We start from the raw sequence: 21,850 nt of genomic DNA, 5'->3' as shown, positions 1-21,850 counted from the left end.
TCAAGGCGCAAACTCCACATCCACCGGCTGCCCTGGGTGCAGCTTGGCCGCCACCTCATTGTCAAACCTCAGCTCGATCATGAACACCAGCTTGCTGCGGTTTTCCTGGCTGTAGATCACCGGCGGCGTGTACTCCGCCTGCGCCGCGATAAAGCTCACCTTCGCATTCAGTGCCTCGGCCACTCCATCCAGCCGCACCTTCACCGCATCTCCTACCTTCAGCGTCGTCAGCCGCGTCTGTGGCACAAACGTGCGCACCTTGATGTTCGCCGGCGGCAGCAGCACCACCACCGGCTTGCCCGCCCCCACCATTTCGCCTTCGCGATACAGCGTATCATTCACCACGCCTGCCAGCGGTGCTTTCTGCTGCTTCTGCGAAAGGTCCCACGCCGCCTTCGCCAGCGCCGCCTCACGCGCCTTCACCTCCGCTTCCAGCGCGGCCACCGCATCGCTGCGCATGCCCAGATTGGCGGTCTTCAGGTCTGCCTCCAGTTGCTCCACCTTCTTGTGGTTTTGCACATTCGCGCTGCGCGCCTGGTCCGTGCTGTCCACCGCCACCGCGCCCGACTTCGTCAGCTCCATCTGCCTTGCGAGCTCGATCTCAGCCAGGGATGAAGCCTCACGCGCCTGCTTCAGCTGCGCTTCCAGCGACGCGATCTCCGTCGGCCGCTTGCCCTTCTGCGCATCTGCCAGCGTGTTCTTCGCCTGCTGCACCCGCTGGCTCGCCTCATTCCGCGTCGCTGTCTCCGCCACATTCTCCAGCTCAAACAGCACATCGCCCTCCTTCACCTGCGAACCTCGCTGCACATTCAGCTTCGTCAGCTTGCCGGCAAGTGGCGCTGAAACATACACAAACTCACCCTCCACATAACCCTGCAAAACATTGGATGGCGGACGCTTGCAGCCAAGCAAGCCAAAGATCAGCACCACGCAACCGAGGGAATGGAACAACTGCTTCATGGGGAAGGGAGGACGCGGCACTGGTTACCCCGTTACGCACGGGGCGCAAGGTGCGGACGTCTCAGAAACAATCTATGATTGCAGCAAGCGATAGCACTCCGTGATTTTGCGCCCGATGGTACCCCCGCCGTTCGCGAGCAACATCTCCTCGTTTCCCTTGGAAAAGATTCTTCGGCAGGAGGTAGATGACATCACAGCGCACGGCAGTCATTGCTTCATGGCACCAGTGTGGTGGGGCAATGTGCTGCAGCCGCGATCTCCAGATCGCGAAACTCGTCCTCCTCAAGGCAGTCCGCAAAGTAGCCAGGTTCACGAGCCGGAACAGGCAGATCATCATCTTCGGCGAGATGAAGCACCATCTTTTTACCCGCGAAAGGGATGACAAACCACTCTCCCTCCAAAACCGCCTGGGCAAGTTTTGGCAGGGAAGTTTGCGCATCTGGCAGTGTGACCGTTTGCATGAGCGAAAATCACTCATGCGGACCTTTCCTCAAGCACTCATCTTTGGGGGATAGCCTTCTACGTCCCGGATCTGAGATGGGCCTACTTCTTCACCACGCCCAGCACCTCCAGCTCATGAATGGACCAGTACGTTCCTTTCGCTTCGCCGGTCTGCAAAATGCGGATCGCCTTGGCCTTCATTGGCTTGGGGAAGAGGTATTCCACGGACCCCGCCTCGCCCTTGCCTTGCAGCACGGGTTTCTCCCACTCTGTCCCATTGAGCGAGAGCTCAATCTTGTATTGCCGCGGATAATCATTGTGGGACTTCCCAGTATCAAGCACCAGCCCGGAGATCTCCGTCGCCTCAGGAAGCTCAATCTGAAACCACATGTCAGGCGACTGCGAGCCATGCGTGTCCCACCGCGTGCCGATGTCTCCATCGACGGCCTTGCCCACATCCTTCGCACCATGGCTGGCCGTCAGCTTCCACGCGCTGCGGTCCTTCAGCGGCTGCGGATAAAGCGCCTGCAGCTCTTCAATCGTCCAGGGCGCGACGCGCTTGGAGAGTTCCTTGCGCAGCTTCTCCACTTCCTTCTTCTGCACCAGTTTGCCGTTGTTGCCGAAGGCCTTGCGGATGTAGCTCGTCACATCAGCGATCCACTGGTCGTTGTTCGTGGCCATCGGCACCATCGCCGCCTCATACGTCTTGCCATTGATGGGACCCGCGAGGCCGTTCATCATCACGCGCACAATCGCGTCTCCCTGCACTGCAGTCTTCGAACCCGCGAGCGGCGGAGCCAGTGTGGCCCCTTCACGGCCGGCGATGGGCATGCCCGCGCCATCAAATCCATGGCAGGCAAAGCACAGCGAGCGGAAGATCTCCTGCCCGCGTTCGAGCTGCTTCTTCTCATCCTTGCTGAAGCTGCCGCTGATCTTCGGCGCCTCCACCAGCAACTGCGCACCGATCTCACGCACGCCAATGCTGGACGAAGTCATCAGCGCCGTCTGTGCCTCCAGCTTCCAGTTCGGCCAGTTGAAAAGGCGGCTCGTGTAGAGCGTCTGCAGCACCACCGTCGGGTCCTTGTCAGCACGCAGTCCTTTGATGTCCGCGATCAAAGCAGTGTCGCCTTTCTTCAGCAGCGACTCCGCCACACGGATCGCATTCGCACGCAGCTGCGGGTGCTCGTCCTTCATGGAGGTGCGCACGATCTCAGGCGTCACCGCATCCAGTCCTTCCAGCGTCCACAGCGCATGCAGGCGCGCCAGGTGGCTCTCATTCTTCGCCGCCATCTCCACCAGCGCAGGCACCACCGACTTGTCATTTTTCACAATCAGCATGCGCTGCGCCGTATCGCGCCAGAAGCCGTTCGGGTGCGTCAGATGTGCCACTAGCTGCGCAGGCGTCTCGCCGATCATCTTCGGCTGCGGCCCCAGCTTGGTATCCTTATGCACCAGACGCCACACACGGCCGTGCCCGGTCACATGCTGCATGCCGGTCGGCTCGATGGCGCCGCGCAGGAAACTCCCCGGCTTCACCCAGTTGCCTTCCTGAATGATGCCTCGATAAGCGTCCACAATGTAGAGAGTGCCGTCCGGTCCCGTGGTCATGTTCAGCGGGCGGAAGTTCGGATCGCTGCTGCGGATGAACTCCGTCATCTCCGCCTCATACGGGTTCGTCACGGTGGTGATGCCGTCCTTCACGTCCACAATCGCACGACGGATCAGGCGGCCCACCGGCTCCGGCAGAAACACATTGCCATACAACTCCTTCGGCAAACGATCACCACGATAGATCGTCTGTCCCGCGCAGCCGGTGAAATGGTTCAGACGCAGGTCCTCAGGCGAGTGAAAGCGCCCCGGCCCGCCCTGAAAATCACCCAGCGCCACAATCGGCCACACCGTGTCAAACTTCTCGCTCTTCTGCTGCGGCACATTGATCGCCGCGTAGAGGATCGGTGCCTGGTAGTTCCACAGGCCCTTCTCGCCACCCGCATTGCTCCACCACATCTTGCCGTAGTCGTCCTGTGCCAGACCCCACTGCCCGCCATTCGATGCCGTATTCTCCTTCAGCGGCGCATCCTTGCCATTCCAGCGCAGGCGGTAGCTGTTGTAGGTGGTGTAAATCCAGTTGTCCAGACCCCACACCAGGCCGCTCGGCTGGTGCTCCATGTTGCCGCCGCGCGGCCCGCCCACATACCAGGGCCATTGCTCATCCGCCACGCCGTCTCCATTCGCATCGCGGTGCATGGTGATGTCGTTCGTGTCCGTGATGCCCACCAGCACCCGGTCATCCAGCGGCAGCACCATGCGTGGCAGCAGAATGTTGTCCAGGTACACGCTGTGCTTGTCATACACGCCATCACCCTTCGTCGATTCATGCAGCGAGATCCGGCTCTTCGGCGTCAGCTCGTCCGTGCCGTCGATGTCCTGCATGTACGTCCGCATCTCCACCACATACATTTTGCCGTTGCCGTCAAAGACGATGGCCGTCGGCTCCTTGATGATCGGATCGCTCAGCACCAGCTCCAGTTTGTAGCCGTTCGGCAGCTCGATCGTTTTGAGCTCCTCCTCCGCGCTCAGCGCCTTGATGGGAAAGGTGTAGGCCGGCTTCGTTTGGGCAAACGCAACCGTGCTGGCAAACGCGAGAATGGAGAAAAGGCGGAGGTGCATGACGGACAGTGGTGGTGAAATCGTTGTGAATATACTGACGTCACCCGCCGCTCCTTTGGTGACAGACTGCCAATTTTTGTTAAAATCCGGCCATGACGATGCCACGCCTCCAAGCCGATTTCTTCGCCCGGATCGCCGATCCCCAGGGCGTGCGCGCCGTCTTCGAGCACATGCCCGGCGTCTTCTTCTTTATGAAGGACGACCAGGGCCGCCACATCGCCGCCAACACCGCCACCTTTGAGCGCTTCGGCATCAAAAACGAGCGCGAACTCGTCGGCGCCATGGATGAAAAATTCTTCCCGCCTGAAGTCGCCAAAGCCTACCGCGAGGACGACCAGAAAGTCATCCGCAGCGGCAGGCCGCTCATCAACCGCCTTGAAGTCTGGTACGATGAGCAGCGCAACCTGAGCTGGTTCCTCTGCACCAAGCTGCCCGTGCTCGACCGGCGCGGCAGAGTCATCGGCGTCATGGGCATCACCCGACGCGATGAAGACCGCCTGCGCCAGCACGATGTCCGCGAGGTCACCGCCGCCGTGCGCTACGCCGCCGAGCACTGCCACGAGGTCATCACCGCTGCCGAGCTCGCCCGCGCCGCCGGAGTTTCAGAGCGCCACCTCCACCGCAAGCTGCGCGCCGCCCTCGGCCTCAGCCCCTACGAGCTTCTGCTGCGCACCCGAGTCCAGTCCGCCGCCGAAGCCCTCGCCAAGACATCCACGCCCATCATCGAGATCGCCCTCGACCACGGCTTCTGCGATCAAAGCGCCTTCACCCAGCAGTTCCGCAAACGCACCGGCATGACGCCCAAGGAGTTCCGCCGCAGGCATCATGGCTGAGAGGGCGCTTCAGCATCCGCGGATGTGGCGCGGATGAAAGCGAGCCTTCGCCGCAGGCTGAGAGCGGCAGAGGATTCCGGCAGCAGAGTTTCATCCAGCCTCAGTCTCAGCTCCCATCCCCCGCTGGGCTGCCTCACATTCTCGGCCCCCAGGCTGGCCCACCAGGTGAGCATCACATGATTCTCATCCAGCACGTTCGCCACAAACTGCCGGATGCCCGCCTCGCGCGCCTCCTCCCATAGAACGGCCAGCAGGAGCGTTCCCACTCCCTGCCCTTGAAATTCATCCGCCACTGTGAAGGAGACCTCGGCGCATTCCTCATTCCCGTCCAGTCGCCAGTAGGACCCGCCGCCCAGGCCGGGAATGTCGTCGTTGTTTTCGATCACGATCACCCACGTGCGGTGCTGGCCCTGGTCGTCCGTGCACAGCCGCTCGATGAACTTGGGGTTGGCCCCATGCACCCGGGTCCAGAACCTGAAATACGTGGACTCCGGTGAGAGCCTGCGGAAGGCGTCTGCAATGCGCTCCCGGTCATCCGGCGTCAGCGGGCGCAGGATCACGGGAAGCTGGTCTCGCAGCAGCAGGCGGTAACTGGGCATCATGGCAGGCATGGGGGCAATAAAGTCTCATCGGTTACGTGATCAAACGCTCGCTGGTGACTCTTGATTGTCTCCGCCTCATTCATGCTTCACGGCTCGCAATCACATTTCCTCAGTGCTAGCCTTGCTCCCCATGCCGCCGCCACGCACCACCGCCAAATCCGAAGTCCTGCGCGGACTCGTGGACCGCGTGGTGTTTCACAATGAGGACAACGGCTACTGCATCCTGAAAATCGTCCCCGCCGGTAAACACGACGTCGTCAGCCTCATCGGCAAAGCCCCGCGCGTCGTCGCCGGCGAAGAGTTCGAAGCCCGCGGCGTCTGGGAGCCGAACCGCGACTTCGGTCCGCAGTTCAAAGCCGACGAGTTAAAGCTGAAGCGCCCCGATTCCCTCGCCGGCATCGAGCGCTACCTCGGCAGCGGTTTGATCGAAGGCATTGGTCCCAAATACGCCAAGCGCCTGGTGGAAAAGTTCGGGCCCAAGATTTTCGACATCATCGAAAACGAATCCAAGAAACTCGAGGACGTCGAAGGCGTTGGCAAAAAACGCCGCCTCGAAATCCGTGAGTCCTGGATCAAGCAGAAGTCCATTCACGGCATCATGCTCTTCCTGCATCAGCACGGCATCAGCTCCTCCCGTGCCCTGCGCATTTACAAAACGTACGGCGAGGAAGCGCAGGCCGTGCTCAAAGAAAACCCGTATCGCCTCGCGCAGGACATTCGCGGCGTCGGTTTCAAAACCGCGGACGACATCGCCTATCAGCTCGGCGTCGCGGAAGACGCACCCGAGCGCATCAAAGCAGGCATCCTCCACGTCCTCGAAACTGCCGCCAGCAGCGGCCACTGCTGCCTCCCCGAAACCGAGGTCATCAAAAAAGCCGCCGAACTCCTCGGCGTCGAAGCTCTCATCGCCCCCCAAATCGAAGCCCTCATCACCAGCGACAAAGTCGAGCGCATCATGAGTGATGTGGGCACTTCTGCCCGCACCGAAGACTCCGCCACGTCCACCTCATTCCTCTACCTCCCCTACCTCCGCGCCGCCGAGCAAAGCATCGCCGCCAACATCAAGTCCCTCGCCTCCCTTCCTGCGGCCTACCCGGCCATCGATGAAGACGCCGCCCTCGCATGGGTGATGAAAAAGACCGGCAAAGAGCTCGCCGAAAGCCAGCAGCGCGCCGTGCGCGAGGCCCTGCGTCATCGCCTCCTCATCATCACCGGCGGCCCCGGTGTGGGAAAGACCACCATCCTGCGCAGCATCCTGCTCATTCTGCAGAGCAAGCAGATCAAGCTCGTCCTCGCCGCACCCACCGGCCGTGCCGCCAAGCGCCTCGCTGAAAGCACCGGCCTTGAGGCCAAGACCCTGCACCGCCTCCTCGAATACCAGGGCGAAGGCCAGTGGGGCCGCCATCGCGGCAAGCCTCTCGTTGGAGATCTCTTCGTCATCGATGAAGCCTCCATGATCGATGCCCCGCTCATGGCGCAGTTCCTCGCCGCCCTGCCAGATGGCGCCCATCTCCTCATTGTGGGCGATGCCGATCAGCTCCCCTCCGTCGGTCCCGGCATGGTGCTCAATGACTTGATCGCCAGCGAGCGCGTCCCCTGCGTGAAACTCACCGAGATCTTCCGTCAGGCCGCCAGCAGCCGCATCATCACCAGCGCTCATGCCATCAATCGCGGTCAGGTCCCCGATCTGAAAACCGCGCGCAGCAGCGACTTCTTCTTCCTCCCGGAAACGGAACCTGAAGAGATCAAGCACACCCTCGTCGAGCTCGCCCACACCCGCCTCGCCGCCAAGTATGGCTTCGATCCCATCCGCGACATCCAGGTGCTGACCCCGATGAATCGCAACCTCCTCGGCACCGTTTCGCTCAATCAATCGCTGCAGCTCGCGCTCAACCCGCCCAACGAACTCAAATTCGAAATCGAGCGCTTCGGCACCACCTTCCGGGTCGGCGACAAAGTCATCCAGACGCACAACAACTACGACAAGGAAGTCTTCAATGGCGACATCGGCCACATCGTCACCATCGATCCCGATCCCGTCAAAATTCATGTCCGCTACGAGGCCGACCGCCTCGTGCAGTACGAGCCCGGAGAGCTCGATGAACTCCAGCTCGCCTACGCCCTCAGCATTCACAAAAGCCAGGGCAGCGAATTCCCCTGCGTCATCATTCCTGTCAGCACCCAGCACTACGTCCTGCTGGAGCGCAGCCTCATCTACACCGCCATCACCCGCGCCAAAAAATTGTGCGTCCTCGTCGGAGCAGAGCGCGCTTTGTCCCTTGCTGTCAGCAAACAGGAAAGCCGCAAGCGCTGGACCGGCCTTCGCCAATTATTGTCCTAGTCATTTGCCGCGTGATCGCGTATCACTCCCGCCATGACGGACCAACTTCAGCTCTCCTCCGCCTGGCTGAGACAGGCGCGCCGCACGCAGCGCAAGGTGAATTTCGGCTGGTGGCTCGCGCGGTCCATGCCCCTCCTTGTCATGGCGGGAGTCGTCGGTTTTGCCACCATCTTCATCCTCCGCTCACGCGGCATGGATTTGGGCTTTCAACAGCTCTGGCCGTGGGTCGTTTCCGTCTTTGTTGCGTTGATGCTCATCAGCTGGCTGCTCGCTCGGCATCAGTTCGTCTCCACCTCCCAGGCCCTTGTCCGGCTTGAGTCGGAGTTGCAGCTGCACAATGCGCTCACCACCGCCATGGCAGGCCGCGGCGTTTGGCCCTCGCTCGTCGCTGCTGCGGACGACGGCTTCCGCTGGCGCTGGCAGTCCGTCAGCGGTCCCTTCCTAGCTTTCGCAGGCAGTCTTGCTCTTGCCATTCTCCTGCCAGTCGCTCAAGACGCAGAAGCCAAAGGTCCCGTCGTCGAGCCTCAGGCCTGGGCGCAGATGGAGGACTGGCTGGAAAAGCTCAAGGAAGAGCAGATCGTCACCGAAGAAGAAAAAGAAGAGCAGCTCGCCAAGATCTCCGATCTCCGCGATCAGCCACCTGAGAAGTGGTTCAGCCATGAAAGCCTCAATGCCGGAGACACCCTCAAGGAGCAGCTTCAGCGCGACATCAAGCAGCTCGCCCAAAACCTCACCACCGCAGAGCGCAGTCTCAACGCGCTGAAAAATTACGCCGATCAGCTTTCCGTCGCCGCCAAGGAGCACCTGCTCAAAGACTTCGATCAGGCCCTTGCGGACATGAAGTCCAGCTCGTTAGAAATCGACCCGTCGCTCTTGGATGCCATCAAGGGCATCGACCCCAAAAATCTGAAAACCCTCTCTGCGGAGCAGATGAAGCAGCTCAGCGAGTCCATGAAAAACAAGGCCGGCGCCTGCAACGGCATGTGCAAAAACCCCGGCTTCCTCGGCGATGGGGAAGGGGAGGACGATGAGCTCGCCTCCCTCCTCGGCAAGCTTCAAAAGGAAGGCATGGGCGAAAACCCCGGCAAAGGCGGCATCACCCGCGGCCCGGGCACCGCGCCACTGACACTCTCCGATGAAGAAAACGACTTCGGCACCAACAAGAACGAAGCTGTTTCAAACACCGACATGTCACGCGCCCAGGTCGGCAACATGCTCGCCCTTCAGGATGGAAAACACGAAGTGGACAAGACCGCCAAAGGCCCGCAAGCCGCCGGCTCCATTCAAAACGCAGGGCAGGGAGGTGAGCAAGTCTGGCGCGAGTCCCTCACCCCCGACGAAAAAGCCGTGCTCAAGCGCGTCTTCAAATAAGTACGGCAGGCATTGCCTCACTGCGTTCGCCCTGCGGGCAGCCTTCGGCTGGCTATCTGCGCTGCGCTCCGGTTCCTGCCTGTCCATCAGCGCCTCCTTCGCCGCCACGCTTTCAATAGGACGATGCGCATTCTCCTTCGTCGCAATGTATCGCCCGCGCCGCTTCAGCATTCCACCGTGCTACAAAACAAACATCGCCTCGTTTTGTAACTCCCCTCTGTGAAATGTACGTGAAGCGCAGATTTCATCTCGACTTCCGGCCATGGTTCTTGTTTTAGTCGGATGAATGACCGACGCCTACGCTTCAGCCTCAGAAATTCAGACAGCTTCCCTACCCGTCGATGCTTTGCGGCGGACCTTGAACGAAGTGCTCTTCGGCCAGAGTGAACTCATCGAGCTTGTGCTCTGCGGCGTCATCGCCCGCGGCCATGTGCTGCTCGAAGGTTTGCCCGGCCTCGGCAAAACGGAACTCGTCAAAGGTCTCTCCAAGGCGCTGAATCTCACCACCCGCCGCGTGCAGTTCACCCCCGATCTCCTGCCCGGAGACATCACGGGAAATCCGGTGCTGCAGGAGGTGGATGGCAAACGCGAGTTCGTGTTTCAGCCCGGCCCCGTTTTCACCAATCTTCTTCTCGCGGACGAAATCAATCGCGCCTCGCCGAAAACCCAGTCCGCACTCCTTGAGGCCATGCAGGAGCGCCGCGTCACCGTCCTCGGGCAGACACACACGCTCCCAGACCCCTTCTTCGTGCTCGCCACGCAGAACCCCATTGAACTCGAAGGCACCTATCCTCTTCCGGAGGCCCAGGTGGACCGCTTTCTCTTCAAGCTCGAGGTGCTGCGCAATTCCGCTGAGACGCTCGCGAAGATCGTCACTCAGCGCGAACTCGGCGTCGAGCCTCAGGTCGCTTCGGTCATCACTCGCGAGACCTTCGCTCTCATTCAGGCCACCGCGCGGCGCATCTTCCTTCCGGAGATCGTGGCAGACTACATCGCCCGTCTGGTGGACGCCACTCATCCCGGCCAGTCCAAGGCCGCGCAGGGCGTGCGCTACGGCGCCAGCCCGCGTGCCGCCCTCAGCCTCGCCGCCGCTTCAAAGGCGCGTGCGCTCATGCATGGCCGGCCAAACGCCAGCTTCGAAGACGTCCAGGCCCTCGCGCTGCCAGTGCTAAATCACCGCGTGCTGCTGGACTACACCGCACGCATGGATGGAAAAACCAGCGCAGGCGTGGTGCGCGCTATTTTGGAGGAGGTCCCGGTGCAAAATCTCGCCACACCACGCACCTTGAAGGAGGCGGCATGAAGTCTCTTCATCTCCACCTGCTGTGCATGGCGGGCCTCATGGCCGCCGCACCCGTTCAGGCGCAGAAAAACATCGTCAATGACGAGCTTGATCCTCGCACGGGCACGCGGCTCCAGGTCCGCAGCGTCTTTGATCCTCTCCCCGCTTCTGGGTATGCGCCCATGCGCATCGTGGCCACCAATGGCACTGCGCGGAATGCACGCTGGGGTTTCGCCTTTCATTCCCAGACCGAGCACTACCGCCTGCATAACGAGCACAACAGCAGCTTCGCTCTGGATGTGCCCGCCCGCTCCACCCAGTCCGCCATGTTTTTGGTGCCGCTGGCCCTGGGCTATGGCAATCACGGTAGCTGCAGCCGCTCCATGAGGGTGGAGTTCTCCGGCACTGGATTCGATACACAGCCCAAATTTGACCACGACAACCGCAATGAGTCCTTCCCCGCGGTGGCCCTCAGCGAGACTCTGGCAGAGTTCAGCATCTCCCAGCTCAACAAAGAACTGGAGTCGCGCATGCACTCAGGCAGCCGTTATTACGGCGGCAGCCTCACCTTTGGCAGCCGCTTTGATGCCGCGGACCTGCCGGATTCATGGCTCGGCTTCAGCGGTTTTGATTTCATCCTTCTCAGCGGCACGGACTGGCAGAAGCTGAAGCCCGCCGTACAGCGCGCGCTCATGGAGTGGGTGCGTCTGGGTGGCAATCTTCATGTCTTCCTCACCTCCGGACTTACAGCCTCCTCGCTGGGCCTCCCGGAGGAGCAGTCCACCTCCCTGGGGCAGATCAAAATCCTGACCTGGGATGGCAAATCCCTGCCTGCCTCCGCCACGGTTGGCCGTTACTGGGGTGGTGCTATGCGCATCTCCTCCCTCACCTCGGATCATACCGTGGGCACCCGCTGGCCTCTGCTCACACTGCTCGGCCTGCGCAGCTTTGCTTCCTGGCAGGTCATCGTCTTTCTCGTCGTCTTTGGCCTCCTCGTCGGTCCGGTCAATCTCTTCGTGCTGGCTCCCGCGGGGAAGCGCCACAAGCTCTTCATCACCACGCCTTTGCTCTCCCTCGGGGCCAGCGTGGTCATGGTCATCCTCATCCTCGTTCAGGACGGCACCGGCGGCATGGGCAGACGTTTCGTCGCGATCGATCTCGAGCCTGCGGATGCCGCTGCTTATGTCACTCAGGAGCAGGTCAGCCGCACCGGGGTCTTGCTCAGCGCCGGCTTTGAAATGAAGCAGCCTGCTCTCGTCGAGCCTCTCTCCATGCCGGACACCCCCTGGGTGAAGCTCAAGGACCAGAGCACCGGCCAGCCTGCCAACCTCACTCAGGAAGGCCGCGCACGCCGGGGCAATTTCTTCCAAAGCCGGGCCGAGCAGGGCCAGGTCCTGCGTGCTGCGGTCTCCACTCGCGCACGTCTGGAGCTCAAGGCCGGCGCCGCCGCGGATGCTCCTCCCACCTTGATCTCCGCCCTCGGCTTCACGGTGGACGAATTGTTTTACACCGATGCCGCCGGCGCGCACTGGCGGCTTGAGAAACCCCTCGCCACAGGCCGGAGCGCCACGCTGGTCCAGGCGGACGACAGCTCCCTGCGTCTCTGGCGGGAGGCCGCCCTCAAGCCTGCGGTGGACAGCCTCCGCTCCCAGCTTGCGGACGCTTGCAAGGCCCGCCGCTCCTTCTTCGTCGCCCGGGCACATCAGGCCCCGGACTTCACTCTCGACACCCTTTCCTCCATTCGCTGGGTGGATGATCATGTCGTCGTCTTTGGGCCGGTGACTCAGCCTTGAACCCCTCTCCTCATCTTCATGTCATCGTCTGCTTCGTCCCCCGCGCATGTCCCTGAGATGGACCGCAGCCAGCCTGCCGTCGTTGTTGACGATCTGCATCGCAGCTTCGGCTCTCTGAAGGCGGTGGATGGCGTCTCCTTCCAGATCAATCACGGCCAGGTCGTCGGCTTTGTCGGCGCCAATGGTGCTGGAAAGACCACCACCATGCGCATCATGGCCACGCTCGATTCTCCCGGCAGCGGCCAGGTCTGCATCGGCGGTCACAACGTCGTGCATCATCCCACCAAGGTGCGCCGCCTCCTCGGCTGGATGCCGGACGCCTTTGGCACCTACGAGCACATGACCGTGCTTGAATACCTCGACTTCTACGCCCGCGCCCTCGGTTTCAAAGGGGAGGACCGTCTCCGCCGCATCCAGGAGGTCATGGACTTCACCGACCTTACGCCGCTCGCGGATCGCATGAGCAACAAGATGTCCAAGGGCCAGACCCAGCGTCTCTGCCTCGGACGCTCCCTGCTGCACGATCCCCAGATCCTCATCCTCGATGAACCCGCCGCAGGCCTGGACCCAAAAGCCCGCGTGGAGCTCAAAAGCCTCATCCGCATCCTCGCCCAGGAGGGCAAGACCATCCTCATCAGCTCCCACATCCTCAGCGAACTCGGCGAGATGTGCGACAGCCTCCTCTTCATCGACAAAGGCCGCATCGTTCATCATGGCGATGCCGAAAGCATGCTCCGCGGTTCGGAGGCCGCTGCGGAAACCCTCATCAATGTCCAGATCTCCGGAGACCCCGCCAAACTCATCGAGTGGGCCCTCACCGCACCCCTCATCAAAATCGAGGAAGAGACCAAGCGCGGCGCCCGCCTCCGCGTCCAGGCCACGGATGAAGCCACCCTTGCCGGTGTCCTCAACCGCATGATTCAGGACGGCCTCCCCGTCTTCGACTACCACCGCGAAGAGCGCCGCCTCGAAGACGCCTTCATCGACATGCTCGGCCAGATCGACAAAGGCACCCTCAAATCCCAAGCCCAGCCCCCGCCTCTTCCGCCGCAAAAAAACGCAGAAGACGCAAGATGAAGCATCAGCACTCCAATCCCTTTTTTGCGATTTTTTGCGCCTCTTTGCGGCCATCCAGTTCATGACCTCCGCCCTCGCCATCACCGACTTCCCGGACCGTCTCTCGCCCATGGTGGTGAAGGAGCTGCGTCAGGGGATGCGCACGCGGTTGTTCGGCGGTGTCATGCTCACGTTGCATGTCCTGCTCATCCTGTTCACGCTCATGAGCGGCGGCGCGCAAAATGCCTCCGTGGTCAGCGACTGGTTTGACGGCATCATCACCCTGGTTCTTTGCATCATCATACCCCTGCGCGGCTTCTCCGCCGTGGCGGATGAACTGAAGGCGGGCACGCTGGACATGCTCGTGCTCACCAGCCTCTCCGCCGGTCGCATCATCTTCGGCAAGTGGGCCGCCATCGCCTCCCAGTCCCTGCTCATCGCCCTCAGCGTGCTTCCCTACGTGGTGGCGCGTTTCGTCTTCGGCGGGCTGGACTTGTTCGAGGAGATCGCCGTTCTCTTTTACAAATGGGTCATTGGCATCGTGCTTGCCGCCGTGATCGTGGCTCTCTCCACCCAGCGTCAGTTCTGGCTGCGGGCGGTCGTCGTCGGTCTGCCTCTGCTCATCGGCGGTTGTGGCGCGGCTTCCTTTTTCATGATCTCACGCATGAGCCGTGGCCTGAGTTCCAGCACCGCCGTGTTCTCCGTTATTTCCACATCAGGCAGTTCGGGAGAAAGCGGTGTCATCTCGCTGCTGGTGGGCCTGGCCGCTTGGACGATTTTCTTCTTCCTCAGTCTCGCTGCCACCCGCATCGCTCCTGCTTCGTCGCTCCTCAGCGTGGTCAAACGCTCCGTGCATCTCGTCGTGCTGCTGCTGCTGATCCTTCTGGGCTGGTTCACAGGATTGAGCGGTCCCCTGGCCATCATCACCTCCACGGTGCTCTCACTCATCATGGTCGATGCCCTCACCGAACGCGTGAACGAGATCCCATCGGTCTACGCCGCCTTTTATCGGCGTGGCCTGCCTGGCCGCGTGGCCCTCTGGCTGTTCGCGCCCGGCTGGGTCACGGGATTTGTTTACACCGTGCTGATCACCAGTCTCTTTGCACTGCAGGTGGGTTTCACCCGCAGTCTCGCGGAAGCCCAGCTCGTGGGTGTCAGCGCCGCCAGCACCTGGTTGATCGCTGTTCTCGTTCAGCTCTTCTCCACCCGCAATGCACGCGATCTCCTGCCGCCCTTCCTGATCTTCTGGCTCATGGCCAGTGTGCTCATCATGTTGTTCGGCGGGCTCCTGCTCCAGCCGTTTGTCTTGAAGGGTGGCACCGCATGGTTCGCCTGCGCTTTGCCAGAGCTGGTGCCCATGGGTTATGCCACCGCCCAGGCCGCTGACAAATCCGCTTTCCTCGAGTTCGGCTCCTGTGCTGCTCTTTTCTGGCCGGTGCTGCTTTTTTTCCTCGCAGTCTTTGCCTGGCGTCACACCCGTGCCGCCCGTCAGGAAGCCTGGCGCATGGTTCATGGTTTGAAAGGAGGCGCCGCCAGCTGATTATGAGCACGATCTCTCTGCCTCTGCTGCGTGATTTCAGCGACCGCTTCAGCCCCATCGTCGTCAAAGAACTGCGCCAGGGGCTGCGCACCCGCTTCTTCACTTCGGCGCTCATTCTGTTCCACACCTTCATCATTCTGCTGTTGGTCACCGCCACGCTGGATGTGCCGGTCGAGGCGGTGAACGGCATTTTCTGGGGCATCGCCGGACTCATGCTCCTGGTGGTTCTGCCTCTGCGCGGCTTCGGTGCTCTCCATTCAGAGGCTGCGGACGGCACCTTGGACATGCTCACCCTCACCTCCATTCCTTCGTTTCGCATTCTGTCTGGGAAATGGGCGGCGCTTTGCGGGCAGTCGCTTCTCGTCGCCGGTTCCATCCTCCCCTACATGGTGGCGCGCTACTTCTTCGGTGGCGTGGAGATCCTGCGTGAAGTGATGGCCCTGTGCGTTCTGCTGCTGGGTTCCGGCCTCATCACCGCTGGCTTGCTGGCCTTTTCGTCCCAGGCCTCCCTCGTGCTTCGCATCTTTCTCACGCTCTGCATTGGCGCGGGCGCCATGCCCCTGGCCTTTTTTACCGCCTACCTCGTGTCCGCCTCAGAGGCGGACACCATGCTGCGCGAGTTCTTCTTGCTCTCCTTCTGGGAGCAGTTCGGCATCATTGGTGGCGTTCTGGCGGTGGTCGTTTATGCCGTGTATTACTTCCTGGCCCTCGGTTCCTCCCGCATTGCCCCGCCCTCGGAAAACCACAGCACGCGCAAGCGCCTCGTCGCCCTGGCTGCGCATGGTGCCCTGCTCATCACCGGCCTGCTCCTGGCCTGTTTCAACAAGGACTCCGAGGTCGCCATGTGGGCCTTCATTCCCCTCATGTTCCTCACCTTCATCGTCTGCATGGACGTCATGACCGAGGAGATGCCCCGCTTCCCCAATGCCCTCGCTTTTCCCGCACGGCGCCGCCCTCTTGAGCGCCTTGCGGCCCAAGTCCTTCATCCCGGCTGGGTTTCCGGCGTCTGGTTTGCGGCCATCCTGAGTGGCATGGCCATGCTCCTCATCTCGATCATCACCCTTCGCAGCCGCCACTGGGACTGGGACGACGGCCCCCCCCTGTTCATGCTCTGCATGTTCTCCGCATCATTCGTGCCTGTCATCATCCGCATCAATCGCTCCAACATGTTTGCCAACTGGTGGGTCTGGCAGCTCGTGTCCGTCATTTTTGGCATCATGATGACCACCTTTCTCCACGCCGTGGATGCCAGGGATTTCGGCGTCTTCGGCATCGTCACTCCCATCACCGCTCTGTTTGGCATGGAGAGCATCAATTACAGCATCAGGGACAAGTTCCTCCTCGTTGCCGCTGGTTGCAGCTCGCTCTGGATGCTCGCCGCACTCGTCCGTGCCCGTCTGAACGCCTCCGCCTACACCACGCTCGAGCGCGAGGCTCAGCGTCTCGCCGCACTTGAACCAGCCTCCCGCACCCATGACGCTGCTTGAGGATGCCACCGCCCTCCGTTCTCTGCACGCCCGCGCCCGCGGCTGGGCACGCGTGCTGAAGCTCCCCTTCCGCCAGCAGCGCTGGCGCGGCCATGCCGGCGAGTTCATGGGCGGCGGCACCGGCAGCAGTCTCGACTTCCAGGACCATCGCCTCTACCTCCCGGGCGATGACCCCCGCCAGATCAACTGGCAGGCCTACGCCCGCACCGGCACCTACTCCATGAAGCTCTATCGCGAGGAGGTCCGCCCCCTCGTCGATGTCATCTTTGATGTCTCCGCCTCCATGTTTGCCTTTCCTGCCAAGGAGCAGCGTGCGCTGGAGTTGTTCGCTTATTCCGTAGAGTCCGCCCTGCAATCCGGCGCCACGCTGCGCTGCTACGCCATTGCCGGCGCGGACCATCAGCTTCTGGAGCCCGAGGTCATTCTCAGCGGCCAGTGGTCCGGACGCGTCAGCGCCCTGCATTCCACCCCCGTCACTCCGGTGCTCAATCGCCTCCCGCTTCGTGCCGGTGCCATGCGCATCCTGGTGAGCGATCTCCTCTTTCCCACCGAACCCGAATCCGTCCTCGCTTGTCTCAGCTCCCGCAACGGCCGCGGCATCGTCTTCGCTCCTCAGGCCCGCGAGGAGGCCGACCCCGGCTGGGACGGCAACTACGAGTTCATCGATCCCGAAACCGGCCTTCCTCACGAGCACCGTGTCGAGGCCGCGTTGCTCCAGCGCTACGAGGCCGCCTACCGCCGTCATTTCGAGCTGTGGAAAGCCACCGCACAAAAGCACGGCATCGCCCTCGCCCGCGTCTCTGCCGAGTCCGATTTTCAAAAAGCACTTCAGCTTGAAGGCATCCCCAGTGGAGCTGTGGAAACCGCATGAACTTCACTCTCGCCAATACCTGGGGTCTGTGGGCGCTGCTCGGTCTCCCTGCCATCATCGCCATCCACTTCCTCCAGCGGCGCAATCGCCGTGTGCCCGCCACCACCCTCTTCCTGCTTCAGCAGATGAAGCGGGAAAGCCGCACCGGCAGCCGCTTCGAGCGCCTGCGCACCTCCATTCCCTTCTGGCTGCAGCTTCTCATGGTGCTCCTCCTCACCTGGCTCCTCGTGCAGCCCCGCTGGCTCAAGCAGGATGCCGTTCAGCGCATCGCCATCGTCATGGACTCCTCCGCCAGCATGCAGGCCTTTCGCGAGCCGGCATCGCAGGCCGTGAACGAAGTCCTCGGCCTCCTCGAAGGCCCGCTTGCACGCGCCGAGCTCACACTCCTCTCTTCAGACCCCGAAGCCCCGAGCCTCTACCACGGCACCATGCCCGGAGAGCTTCGTCAGTCCCTCGCTCAATGGGAGCCGCTCCTCGGCGTGCACGATTTCACCCCCGCATTGCGCGTCGCTCGTGGTCTCGTCGGTTCTCAGGGCGTCGTCGTCCTCATCACTGATCACCCTCTCTCCGCTCCGCCCCTCTTCGCCGCGCAGGTCATCTCTGTCGGTCAGCCCACAGACAACGTCGGGTGGGCTGGAGTCACCGTGGAGGAAAAAGACGGGCAGTGGCTCTGGCATGCTCTGGTAAAAAACTACAGCCCTGTCGTGCAGGAGCGCCAGTGGCGTGCACTCGCCGGCGGCGTGGAGTCTCCGCTCAAAACGCTCAAACTCGCGCCCAGCGAAACACAAACCCTCTCCGGACCTTTCCCCGCAGGCGAGATCCAGCAGATCACTCTGCGCCTCAGCGATGACGCCCTGCTTCTCGACAACGACCTCCCGCTCGTCCGTCCGCAGCCCAAGGTCCTCACCCTCTGTCCGTTCGAAGGGAAGACACCCTTCCTCGCAGACTTGTTCAGCCGCTACGCCCATCTGCGCATCGTCAGCATGCCTGGAGATTCTGACCTCGTCGCCGCCGTGATGACCCCCGGCTTCGCTCTTCCGGAGCAGCGCCATGGCTGCTTCTTCCAGGCCCCGGCAGACGCCTCCGCTCCTTATCTCAAAGGCAGCATCGTTGCCGAGCCCCATCCACTCGTGGAAGGATTGAACTGGCAGGGCCTTCTCGTGCGCGAGTCAAAGGCCATGCCTCGTCAGTCTCAGGATCGCGTCCTCCTTTGGCAGGGCGAGCGTCCCCTCATCGTCCTCCGCACGATGCCCGCCGGCGGCCGCCAGTTGATCTGCCAGTTCGATCTCGAAACTTCCAATGCCCGCAAGCTGCCCGCATTCGCCGTCCTACTCCATCGCTTCCTCGAAGGCCTCCGCGAAGACAAGCTCGCACCCGAAGCCGCCAATTTCGATGTGCGGCAGCAGCTCCACATCGCCCATCGCCATGATGCAGAAGCGGCTCCGTTAAAACTAGGCACCCAGGAGATCCCCCTCTCCCAGGCCCGCCTTCTCCGCGCCCCTGCAAAGCCTGGTCAGTTCACCATCCGTCAGGGCGACTCGCTCCTCCTTTCCGGTGCAGCCCATTTCGCAGACACCCGCGAGGCAGACCTCACTCAGGCCAAGCCTTTCGATGAACTCTCCAAGGTCAAAGCCATGCAAGTCGAGACCCTCCACGAGGCCGACCCCAACTGGCGTCTCTGGCTCGTCCTCCTGCTCCTTCTCCTCCTCGGCAGCTGGTGGTTCACCATTTCCAAACGCGAACTCAAGGAGGCCGCCGGCGCATGATCTTCCGCCATCCAGAATGGTTCGCTCTTCTTCCAGTCCTGCTTCTCGCAGGCTGGTTCCTGCCGCGCCTCTCTCTCTGGCGTCCTCTGCGCCTGCTCCTGCTCCTCCTCATCACGGTCGCCCTTGCTCAGCCCCAGCTGCGCCGCCTTGCCGATGGCGTGGACCTCTGGGTCCTGCTCGACAGCTCCACTTCCGCCGAACATCCCATGGCCAAGGGGCTCCCCGAATGGGAAAAACTGCTCGAAAAAGGCCGCGGCCCGCAGGACCGCATCTTCTATCTCAACTACGCCGCGGAAGTCATGAAGCGCGGCGCGGAAGGCGCTGAACTCTACGCCCGCAATCAGACCCAGACACGCACCGCCCAGGCCGTCACCCAGGCCCTCGCCTTCGCCCAGCGCGAAGGGGCCGGCAGACCCGCCCGCATCCTTGCCATCACTGACGGTTACTCCACCGAGCCACTCACAGGCCTTGCCTCAAAGCTCACCCAGCAGGGCGTCGAGCTCGACTACCGCCTTGCCCGTGAGAGCGAGACCACCGACTTCCGCGTCTCCGCCTTGAAAATCCCCTCCCGCGCTCAGCTTGGCGAGCCTTTCCTCATCGAGGTCGAGATCCGCGGCACCTCGGACGGCAAGGTGCCGGTCACTCTCCTGCGCAATGGTCATGAGATCAAAACCAGCGACGTCAATGTTCAGCTCGGCAGCGGCCTCATCCGCTTCACCGATCGCCTTCCCACCGCCGGCGTCGCGCATTACGAAGCTCTCATTCAGCCGGAAAAAGACGCGCATCGTGGCAACAACCGCCATGAAGCCATGATCGAGATCGCAGGTGGTCCCCGCGTTCTGCTGCTCACCAAATACACCAGCGACCCCGTCGCCGAGACCCTCCAGCGCCAGGGCTTCACCGTCGAGACCGTCACCGATCTCCACTCCCTCCGCCCCGGCCAGCTTGCCGGCGTGAAGTGCGTCATCTTCAACAACGTCCCCGCCTTCGAGCTGCCCTCCGAGTTCCTCCCCGCCATGGACTTCTATGTGCGCGAGCAGGGCGGCAGCGTCCTCATGGCCGGTGGCAAGCAGAGCTTCGCCGCAGGCGGCTATTTCGAGTCACCGCTCGATCCACTGCTCCCCGTCTCCCTCGAAATGAAGCAGGAGCATCGCAAGCTCATGGTCGCCATGGCCATCGTCATGGACCGCAGCGGCTCCATGAGCATGACCGTGCAGCATGGCTTCACCAAGATGTCCCTTGCCGATGAAGGCGCGGCCAATGCCATCCGCTTCCTCGGCCCGCAGGATCTTCTCGCCGTTTACGCCGTGGACAGCGAAGCCCATGAAATGGTCCCCCTCCAGCAGGTCGGCCCCAACCGCGACAAAATGGAGAGCGCCGTCCGCCGCATCGAAAGCACCGGTGGTGGCATCTATGTTTACAATGGCCTCAAGGCCGCCTGGGATCAGCTCAAAACCGCACCCGTCGGCCAGCGCCACATCATTCTCTTTTCAGATGCCGCGGACTCCGAGCAGCCAGATGCCTACAAAACCCTGATCGACGAAATCACCCACAATGGCGGCACCGTTAGCGTCATCGCCCTCGGCACCCGCAGCGATCCCGATGCCTGGCTCCTCGACGACATCGCCAAGCTCGGCAAAGGCCGCATCTTTTACACCGACAAAGCCGAGGAGCTCCCCAGCATCTTCAGTCAGGAAACCGTCGCCGTCGCGCGCAGCGCCTTCATCGCCGAACCCGTCGGCACCAAGGCCGCCGGCGGCTGGTTTGAGATCAGCAGCCAGACCATGGACTGGCCCAAAGAAGTGGACGGCTTCAATCTCAGCTACCTGCGCGACTGGGCCAGCCAGGCCCTTATCACGCAGGACGAATACACCGCCCCCCTCGTCGCCTTTGGCCCTCGCGGCACCGGTCGCACCGCGGCACTCAGCTTTCCCCTCGGCGGCGAGCATTCCCAGCGCGTCCGCGCCTGGCCCAAATACGGCGACTTCCTCCAGACCCAGGTCCGCTGGCTCATGGGCGAGGCCCTTCCTCCAGGCATCGGCGTGCGCCATCGCCTCGATGGAAACACCCTCACGCTCGATCTCCTCTACGATGACGCATGGGAGCCAAAGCTGCGCGCCAAAGCCCCCCGCGTTGTCCTCGCGCACGGCCTCCGTGCCGAAGGCTCGCACGAGCTTGCCTGGGAGCGTGTCGCACCCGGTCATTTCCAGACTAGCGTTGAACTCCCCGAAGGCGAAATGGTCCGCGGAGCGGTGCAGGTCGGCGGCCAGTCCATCAGCTTCGGTCCCACCATCGTCGGCACCAGCACCGAGTGGGCCTTCGATGAAGCCCGCGTCGAAGAACTCCGTCGCGTCTCCCAGACCAGCGGCGGCCGCGAACTTCTCGAAATGAGCCAGGCCTGGCGCAGCCCCACCATCCCCCGCTTTACCGATCTCGGCCTCTGGCTCCTCATCGCCGCGCTTCTCCTCATGCTCTTCGAAGCCTTCGTCACCCGCACCGGCTGGAAGCTCCCCCAGCTCGCCCGCGCCGAACTCAAGCCCCGCCCCAAACCCGCCAAGCCCACTCAGGAAGCCCTGCAACATCAGCAGCGCCTCAATCAGGCCCCGCAGCCCGAAGAGACCCAAACCCCTGCCACCCCCGCAGAACCCAAGATCACCCAAGCCTCCGCCGAAGAACGCCAAAACCGCTTCCAGCGCGCGAAGAAACGCTGAGGTTTATGCCGAAGTCGTGGGATGGATGTGGCGATAGCCCGCGTGCCCTTCGAAGCATGTAGTGCGAAGAATGGACACGTCTCTCAGCCTGTGACAACCACCCAGCGTGAAGTGGTCCGCACATTC

Annotated in this window: 15 protein-coding genes; 11 read left to right on the top strand and 4 right to left on the bottom strand. The window is 62.2% G+C overall.

Annotated features, from left to right (window positions below; all coding sequences use genetic code 11):
- From ACILSO_RS15955 to ACILSO_RS15945, 3 genes are all read right to left on the bottom strand, one after another.
- Positions 1-960: an HlyD family secretion protein gene (locus ACILSO_RS15955; RefSeq protein ID WP_395738425.1), complete on the bottom strand. Its 960-nt coding sequence runs from the start codon at positions 958-960 to the stop codon at positions 1-3.
- Positions 961-1,175: 215 nt separating this feature from the next.
- A complete protein-coding gene (locus tag ACILSO_RS15950; RefSeq protein WP_395738424.1) occupies positions 1,176-1,421 on the bottom strand; it encodes a hypothetical protein in 246 nt (81 codons plus the stop codon).
- Positions 1,422-1,503: 82 nt separating this feature from the next.
- The gene (locus ACILSO_RS15945) at positions 1,504-4,071 is read right to left on the bottom strand and encodes a discoidin domain-containing protein (protein WP_395738423.1); all 2,568 of its coding nucleotides are present in this window, start codon (positions 4,069-4,071) and stop codon (positions 1,504-1,506) included.
- A gap of 92 nt (positions 4,072-4,163) precedes the next feature.
- Here ACILSO_RS15945 and ACILSO_RS15940 point away from each other — a divergent pair, with 92 nt between their 5' ends.
- The gene (locus tag ACILSO_RS15940; protein ID WP_395738422.1) at positions 4,164-4,904 is read left to right on the top strand and encodes a helix-turn-helix domain-containing protein; all 741 of its coding nucleotides are present in this window, start codon (positions 4,164-4,166) and stop codon (positions 4,902-4,904) included.
- Here the strand turns inward: ACILSO_RS15940 and ACILSO_RS15935 are convergent.
- Positions 4,895-5,506, bottom strand: a complete 612-nt coding sequence (locus ACILSO_RS15935; RefSeq protein WP_395738421.1) for a GNAT family N-acetyltransferase — start codon at positions 5,504-5,506, stop codon at positions 4,895-4,897. The two genes, ACILSO_RS15940 and ACILSO_RS15935, sit on opposite strands and share 10 nt — an antisense overlap.
- A gap of 130 nt (positions 5,507-5,636) precedes the next feature.
- On the opposite strand from ACILSO_RS15935, the gene ACILSO_RS15930 reads away from it, so the two are divergent.
- The 10 genes from ACILSO_RS15930 (at position 5,637) to ACILSO_RS15885 (ending at position 21,724) form a co-directional block, all read left to right on the top strand.
- Positions 5,637-7,847 (top strand): ATP-dependent RecD-like DNA helicase, encoded by a 2,211-nt coding sequence (locus ACILSO_RS15930; RefSeq protein WP_395738420.1) that lies wholly within the window; start codon positions 5,637-5,639, stop codon positions 7,845-7,847.
- A gap of 33 nt (positions 7,848-7,880) precedes the next feature.
- Positions 7,881-9,218, top strand: a complete 1,338-nt coding sequence (locus ACILSO_RS15925; protein ID WP_395738419.1) for a hypothetical protein — start codon at positions 7,881-7,883, stop codon at positions 9,216-9,218.
- A 286-nt stretch (positions 9,219-9,504) separates the two neighbouring features.
- Positions 9,505-10,521, top strand: a complete 1,017-nt coding sequence (locus ACILSO_RS15920; protein ID WP_395738418.1) for an AAA family ATPase — start codon at positions 9,505-9,507, stop codon at positions 10,519-10,521.
- Positions 10,518-12,293: a hypothetical protein gene (locus ACILSO_RS15915; protein WP_395738417.1), complete on the top strand. Its 1,776-nt coding sequence runs from the start codon at positions 10,518-10,520 to the stop codon at positions 12,291-12,293. The genes ACILSO_RS15920 and ACILSO_RS15915 overlap by 4 nt, the downstream gene beginning before the upstream one ends.
- A gap of 18 nt (positions 12,294-12,311) precedes the next feature.
- Positions 12,312-13,370, top strand: a complete 1,059-nt coding sequence (locus ACILSO_RS15910) for an ABC transporter ATP-binding protein (RefSeq protein WP_395738416.1) — start codon at positions 12,312-12,314, stop codon at positions 13,368-13,370.
- A 61-nt stretch (positions 13,371-13,431) separates the two neighbouring features.
- Positions 13,432-14,889: a hypothetical protein gene (locus ACILSO_RS15905; protein WP_395738415.1), complete on the top strand. Its 1,458-nt coding sequence runs from the start codon at positions 13,432-13,434 to the stop codon at positions 14,887-14,889.
- Positions 14,890-14,891: 2 nt separating this feature from the next.
- The gene (locus ACILSO_RS15900; RefSeq protein ID WP_395738414.1) at positions 14,892-16,376 is read left to right on the top strand and encodes a hypothetical protein; all 1,485 of its coding nucleotides are present in this window, start codon (positions 14,892-14,894) and stop codon (positions 16,374-16,376) included.
- The gene (locus ACILSO_RS15895) at positions 16,363-17,247 is read left to right on the top strand and encodes a DUF58 domain-containing protein (RefSeq protein ID WP_395738413.1); all 885 of its coding nucleotides are present in this window, start codon (positions 16,363-16,365) and stop codon (positions 17,245-17,247) included. The genes ACILSO_RS15900 and ACILSO_RS15895 overlap by 14 nt, the downstream gene beginning before the upstream one ends.
- Positions 17,244-19,013 (top strand): BatA and WFA domain-containing protein, encoded by a 1,770-nt coding sequence (locus tag ACILSO_RS15890; protein WP_395738412.1) that lies wholly within the window; start codon positions 17,244-17,246, stop codon positions 19,011-19,013. Before ACILSO_RS15895 ends, ACILSO_RS15890 begins: the two co-directional genes overlap by 4 nt.
- Positions 19,010-21,724, top strand: coding sequence for a VWA domain-containing protein (locus tag ACILSO_RS15885; protein ID WP_395738411.1), 2,715 nt, complete (start codon positions 19,010-19,012; stop codon positions 21,722-21,724). Before ACILSO_RS15890 ends, ACILSO_RS15885 begins: the two co-directional genes overlap by 4 nt.
- Positions 21,725-21,850: the final 126 nt, after the last annotated feature.

It is taken from the genome of Prosthecobacter sp. (assembly GCF_044226605.1).
Taxonomy (GTDB): domain Bacteria; phylum Verrucomicrobiota; class Verrucomicrobiia; order Verrucomicrobiales; family Verrucomicrobiaceae; genus Prosthecobacter.
This window is presented reverse-complemented; position numbering and strand designations above follow the sequence as displayed.